The 5071-nt window shown below is 58.5% G+C and carries 4 protein-coding genes; all 4 read right to left on the bottom strand.

Annotated features, from left to right (window positions below; all coding sequences use genetic code 11):
• Positions 1-304: 304 nt before the first annotated feature.
• Entirely contained in the window at positions 305-688 is a 384-nt protein-coding gene (locus tag AC3WR5_RS33270) for a DUF7668 domain-containing protein (protein WP_492490075.1), read from the bottom strand.
• Positions 689-691: 3 nt separating this feature from the next.
• Positions 692-3232, bottom strand: a complete 2541-nt coding sequence (locus tag AC3WR5_RS33265) for an RHS repeat-associated core domain-containing protein (protein ID WP_492490074.1) — start codon at positions 3230-3232, stop codon at positions 692-694.
• A gap of 70 nt (positions 3233-3302) precedes the next feature.
• The gene (locus AC3WR5_RS33260) at positions 3303-3965 is read right to left on the bottom strand and encodes a hypothetical protein (RefSeq protein WP_492490073.1); all 663 of its coding nucleotides are present in this window, start codon (positions 3963-3965) and stop codon (positions 3303-3305) included.
• Positions 3962-5071, bottom strand: a 1110-nt coding sequence (locus AC3WR5_RS33255; RefSeq protein WP_492490072.1) for an RHS repeat-associated core domain-containing protein, incomplete at its 5' end; no start/stop codon positions are given. The genes AC3WR5_RS33255 and AC3WR5_RS33260, both read right to left, overlap by 4 nt.

Below are 5071 nucleotides of genomic sequence, written 5' to 3'. Positions count from 1 at the left end.
CGAAGTAGTTTTCTTCGAGCAGGTTGCCCGTCGTCAGCGTTTGCTTCCAGGTTCCTGCGGCCAAGCCGTAGGGCGGGCGCCGCAAAGCAACTAAGCCTTGATCCTGATGGGTGACTGGTGCGCAGCGACACAACCAATCTTCGAGAACCAAGTGTGCAGTGACCTCAAGGGCCGGGAATGCAGGCTTTGGAAAAATTCGGGGACGGCCGCAGAAATCGGCTCGTCCCTATTGACGGAGGCAGGTGACCCGAGGATTCACAAGTTCCCATGGCGCGCCAAGACCTGGACTCGGAATTCTGCTTCATCAAGGCACATATACAGATTTAATCTCAAAGGCATAATTTCCATCTTCTTCATAGACACGCACAGCTAAGGCTAGGTCGCTGGCACCTTCTTCAGCTGTAAAAAGATCAACCAAGACATCCCAGTAGCTCAGCATCCATTGGCATGCCGAAGTCTCCCAAGTATCTTCTGGTAGTTCAATTAGTCGCGCGCCATAGCCTTTTATATTCCGTTCAATTCTTGTCGCCGTATCTAAAGAAACCGGTCGAACACCGGCCACGCCTCGCCCCAAAACAAAGTCGCCCTCCATAAACGCCTTTGCGACATCAGAAAGAGTACTTCTCCATAAAGATGGAATTGGTTTTTGATTTTCCTCATCCTTCAAAACAGGCACCGACTCACTCATGAATTACTCCTTGGTGTGAAGATCTTTGTGGCAATCTTTGCATACTTCCGAATGGTTTTCAGGCACCGTCTTTCCGCCGTCCGCATGACGATCTATGTGGTGACCATCCGAGTTTGATTCATCAATCTTTGTTCCGCATCCGTTGCCGCATTTGTCACCTTGTTCGGCTCGTTTTGCCGCCCGCTCTGATGGAGAGAAGAATCTCTTCGGATCACGTTCTTCTTTTGGAGCGCTCCCCGGACCGGATGGTGGCTTTGGTAACGCTCCTTCTTTTACACCACCCGACTCTCCGCTGGTACCCTGCTGTGGAGAACCGCCCCCTTCAGCCTTCACCAGATTATTGAGCGCTTCTCCCACACCTCGGCCGGCCATTCCTCCCAATTGGCCACCAATTAGCCCGCCGGGTATACCGCCCCCAGCTGGGAACGCCACTTCCCCGGCGCTAGCGCCTACTACCCGCCCTCCGATCTTGCCCAGGAGTTCACCGACATCCCCCAAGGCACTACGCCCATCCGGGTCCGTATACCTGTACGGATTGTTATTGGCATACCAATACCGATTGAAGTTCGAGCCGTTGTTTGAGTTGACCGGCTCCGGATCCGTTGACAGGAATCTGTCGATCAGCGGATCGTAATACCGCTGCTGCATCTGCACCAGCCCGGTGGCCGTGTCGTTGACGTGGCCGGTGTAGCCGAAGGTGCTGGGCTCGTTGCCGGTCCAGGTGTCGCCCCAGGGGTCGTAGGCGGTGTCTGCGGTGCCGGCGCGGCTGCTGTTGGTGCGCAGCACCGGGCTGCCCAGTGCGTCGGTGTGCAGGTAGCTGGCCGTGCTGCCGTTGATCTCGACGATGGGTTTGCCGTCGAGGAAGAAGGTCTTGGTGTTCTGGGTGACGGCGCCGCCGGCGTTGAGCTTCTGGCCGAACAGCAGCAGGCCCTTGCTGCTGTAGACCTGCACCAGGCTGCTGCCGTCTGCGTTGTGCACCAGCGCCCGGCGGCCATTGCCGTCGTATTCGTAGCTCTGGCTGGTGGGGCCGGTGACGGAGGTGAGGCGGTTCTCGGCGTCCCAGTTCATCACCAGGTTGCCGCGCTGGGTGATGTTGCCCTTGGCGTCCTGTGTGAGGGTGTGGCCCACGCCGTTGACGGTGAAGCCGTTGATGCGGTTGTCGCTGCCGTAGCCTGTCCAGACTTGCTGCCCTGTGCGGTCTCGGGTGCGCAGGTTGTCCAGCGGGTCATACCAATAGACGGCGTCTCCCCATTCGTTGGGTGAACTGGCGGTCTTCAGGCGGTCCAGGTCGTCATAGCCCATCGTGCGGGTGTGCGAGCCTGCGGTGGTGTCGGTCGTGGCCAGGTAGTCGTTCAGCGTGGCGACATTGGCGTTGGCGTCGTAGGTGAGGCCAACCTGGTAGACGGTGCCCGCGCCAGGGTTGGTGTCGGTGATGCTGCTGGGCAGGTAGCGGCCGTTCAGGCCGATCTGGCGCACGATGCCGTTGCCGAAGGTGTAGCCGGCCAGTGCGCCGTTGGCATAGCGGGTGACGGCGGTGGCGTGGCCTCCGGCCGAGCCTTGTTCGCCGAATGCATTGGGACTTTGCGCGGGCCGGGCGCCGTCCGGGTAGGTCAGGAAGTTTTCATCGCCGTTGGCGTTGTACTCGTGCTTGACGGGGTAGCTGCTGCCTCCGCTGAAGGCGAGCACTTCGTCGGTGAGCAGCCTGCGGTTGTTGTAGCTGTAGGTCCAGCTGGTGTTGCCCTTGGCCACGGTGGCAGGCAGGCCGTCGCCGGTCAGCGTGCGGGTGGTGCCCAGGGTCGTGCCGTCGCCGTAGGACGTGGTGAGCAGGCGGTTGCGGGCGTCGTAGCCGAAGTTGGCCTTGGCCGTTGCGCCGACGGAGCCCTGGTTGCAGGCCGCCGTGTCCGGCAGCGCCAGTCCTTCGGCCTGCCAGCCGACATTGCCGGCCGCGTCGTAGCCCATCACGGTGGCGCCACTCTCGGGGTCGATGCGCTTGCACAGGCGGTGGTAGCCATCGTAGACGTAGCTGCGCGTGGCCGAGATGGTGGCGCCGTTGAGGGCACCCGAGCGCGTGATGGCCTTGGTTTCGCCAAAGACGTTGCGGTCGATGACGGTGGTGGCGATCGGTGCGGCGATCTTCACCGGCGCGCCGTCGCTGGGCTCGTCGAAGGCCTGGTACGAGACGGTGGTGGCCTTGCCGCGCGCGTTGGTGGTCTTGGTCTGGAACCCGGTCAGGTAAGCCATCGAAGTGGTCAGCGTGCCCAGTTCGCTGGACTGCTGGATTTGATACGGCCGGCCGAGTGCGTCGCGCAAGGTGTTGGTGCCGGTGAACTCGCCGCTGTAGCTGGTCAAGGTGTCCAGCGGGTACGACTCGAACAGCGTGTGGCCGTCCACGTCATAGGACTTGACGACGAAGCGTTCCTTGCCGGAACTGGTGTCCTTGCGGTGGGAGATGACCGGGCGCCACAGCGCGTCGAAGTAGTTTTCTTCGAGCAGGTCAGTGCCCGACTCTCGAAGGGGAAAATGGGAGACTCGACCCTCGCGCACTGGAGATCTGCTTATGCCGATTGACAGCGGCGGCTAATGAACGACCTTGCATCTGCAAGTTTCAACATGCTCATTGCAGTTGACCGAAGCGATCAAAAACCTCCTTGTCACTTAACGAGTGAGCTTCAGGATAACTAATGGGTCGCCCAACCCTACTTCCTTCGCTTGTCAGCAGCGTCAAATATACCGACTGGCCTTTTCTATCCACAACGTATCCGAATTGGAGAAGACCTATCTCCCGCTCCATGAAGGCCTTCAATGGCTCATTTTTCTCCTTTTCAAGGGCAGTCTTTAGCAATGGCAGAAATTCTACTTTTTGGTTTCGAGATATCCAATCTACTGCCATTTCTCGAATCTTTTTTGCCTTATCCATCAGAAGCACAGATATAACACTATCTATCCACGCTATTTCAGCTGCTGGCGGCAAGGATAAGATCGCTCCCAAACGTCCCTGAACATGACTTGAGCGTGCAAGTTCATAGACAACATTCCTGGCCTGCGCATACCGCTCGGCCAAGCCGCCAAGCACCAGTGCAGTCATCTCCAGGATCTTGGGAGGCCCCTCTTCAAGAAGATGCCCTATTGCCTCAAGCATTCCTTGATCCAATGAGCCGCCATGCAAGGCGAGATTTCTTCCCTTGATAAGCAAGCCTCCCATTTCGTTTTCTGTTCCGCCCTCGGAAGCGAGGCATTCCATTAGCTGCTTATCGGAAAACAATTCCAGAATACTCAAAATGCTTCCCCTCGAATCGAATTTACCACTTGCTCACGAGTCACCTGCCCGGCCAAGTAACCCAACCCTGTAGTGAAAGGCACATTCCCTCCCTGCTGCTGCTCGATCTTACCTATATCAGCCGCCCTGACCAATGCGCCCAATACGCTCATCGCACCCGTCGCCCTCACAGTAGCCCCAGATAAGGCTTGGCCAACAGTTACAGTATTTGCACTCCCTGCTCGGCCAATCTGCCCCAGTTGCGTTTGCATAGTTTGACCTTTTAATTCTTGAGATGCAACCGTTTGAGAATTTGACACAACCTCAACCGTACTAACGGTGTTGTCCTTCCAGACCGCGGAGACGTCGGGCCTTAGCCCGCCAGCGCTGGGGTTCCCAGTAACTGCAGACAAGGCCCGATTGTAATGAACCTCCTTCGCACCCAAGTTGGAGGCTGTCTCTCCCATTTTCTGACTAGCTGTATCGTGCCCTGGAGTACCCGAATTAGACTGGGGCGTGCCATAGTGAACACAGCCATTGCCGTCAGTGCTGCATGAGGCTCTTCCATCCGGATCCGTATACCGATACGGATTGTTATTCGCATACCAATACCGATTGAAATTCGAGCCATTGTTTGGGTTGACCGGCTCCGGATCCGTTGACAGGAATCTGTCGATCAGCGGATCGTAATACCGCTGCTGCATCTGCACCAAGCCCGTGGCCTTGTCGTTGACGTGGCCGGTGTAGCCGAAGGTGCTGGGGTCGTTGCCGGTCCAGGTGTCGCCCCAGGGGTCGTAGGCGGTGTCTGCGGTGCCGGCGCGGCTGCTGTTGGTGCGCAGCACCGGGCTGCCCAGTGCGTCAGTGTGCAGGTAGCTGGCCGTGCTGCCGTTGATCTCGACGATGGGTTTGCCGTCGAGGAAGAAGGTCTTGGTGTTCTGGGTGACGGCGCCGCTGGCGTTGAGCTTCTGGCCGAACAGCAGCAGGCCCTTGCTGCTGTAGACCTGCACCAGGCTGCTGCCGTCTGCGTTGTGCACCAGCGCCCGGCGGCCATTGCCGTCGTATTCGTAGCTCTGGCTGGTGGGGCCGGTGACGGAGGTGAGGCGGTTCTCGGCGTCCCAGTTCATCAC

This window comes from Ideonella sp. FW305-24, assembly GCF_058788035.1.
The sequence above is the reverse complement of the archived record's forward strand: the minus strand, read 5'-3'. Positions and strand labels throughout refer to the sequence as shown.

Coding starts and splice junctions, on each gene's coding strand:
- AC3WR5_RS33270 (WP_492490075.1), bottom strand. CDS start 688: ATGAGTGAGTCGGTGCCTGTTTTGAAGGATGAGGAAAATCAAAAACCA.